This window comes from Actinomadura bangladeshensis (assembly GCF_004348335.1).
GTDB classification, from domain to species: Bacteria; Actinomycetota; Actinomycetes; order Streptosporangiales; family Streptosporangiaceae; genus Spirillospora; species Spirillospora bangladeshensis.
Map to the genome: position 1 here is coordinate 1 of NZ_SMJW01000557.1, position 1148 is coordinate 1148.

Consider the following 1148-nt stretch of genomic DNA (forward strand, 5'->3'; position numbering starts at 1 on the left):
GGAGGAGGGGCGGGGGCAGCAGCGGGTCGTTCAACAGGTGGCGGAGGACGGCGGCGGCCAGGGTGAAGCGCTCGGCCATCTCGCTGGCGGACGTCAAGGCGGTGCGGAGGGCGTCGGCCTTGGTCGTCCAGGTGTCCAGGTCCCAGAGGGTGGCGGCCAGCAGTGCCGGGTCCTCTTCGGGGCGGCCCACCAGGAATGTGCACTGGCGGACGACCGGGTCCGGGCGGGTGCGGGTCAGGTTGGCGGGACGCAGCCAAGTGCCCTCGCGCAGTTCGGCGAGGCGGAGCGCGGACATGGCCTGGCGGAGCGCGGCGCGGTCGGCGGCCGGGCGGCGTTCGGCGGTGATGACGGCGATCTCCCAGGTGCCGTCCCAGGGGAGGGTCCGCGGCGAGCGGCTCTCGTCCTGGCGGGCCTGGCGGGCGAGAAGGCGTTCGGTCAGGGTGTACTCGCCGCCGGACTGGACGAGGTCGCCGGCGGTGACCATGCGCGAGAGCGCGACCCGGATCGTCCCCTCGGCGATGCCGAACAGGTCGCCGACGCGGACGAGGTGGCGGGCCGGGAGGCGCGGCGGATGGACGCCCAGGAGCGTGCTCAGCACCACCGAGCGGGCGGTGAGCGGGCGGATCTCCGGGTGGTCCATGACTGGAGTCGACTCTAGGCCACCCGGATCAGCCACTCGCCTCGCGCCTCCACGAGCAGGAACGCCGAGCCCGCCAGTTCGCCTTCGGCGGAGGAGATGCCCTTGCCGGACAGGACGGTCGGGCCGTGGCCGAATTCCGGGGTCAGCTCGGTGACGGAGAACTTGCCCCCTTCCCTGTGGTCCATCTGGATTCGTGCCGCGCCGCCGACGTAGCGGCAGAGGAACGGGCCGCGTGAGGCGATGGTCCGGTCGAGGGAGGGAGCGCTGTCACCGGGTTGCAGCCACGCCGACCATGTGCCGGTGCTTTCGATGCGCAGTTGGAGGGGCCATTCGGTGCTCAGGGAAAGCGGCCGCACTGTGCGGAAGGGCAAGGGGGCGTCGCCTAGTGCGGTGACCACGAACGTTCGCCGGGTCTTGTCATGCTGCTTTGGGGCGGGGTCGTCCCCAGCGTTGCTGGCGTTCGCTGCGGACCCGGGCGCGTTCGCGGCGTTGGGCGGCCAGCACGTCG

General features: G+C 72.6%; 2 protein-coding genes. Both read right to left on the bottom strand.

Annotated features, from left to right (window positions below; all coding sequences use genetic code 11):
• A partial coding sequence (locus E1284_RS40820; protein WP_131945456.1) for a PaaX domain-containing protein, C- domain protein occupies positions 1-640 on the bottom strand: 640 nt, incomplete at its 3' end.
• A gap of 14 nt (positions 641-654) precedes the next feature.
• Positions 655-1148: hypothetical protein (locus E1284_RS40825; RefSeq protein WP_207924259.1), on the bottom strand; the 494-nt coding region annotated here is incomplete at its 5' end.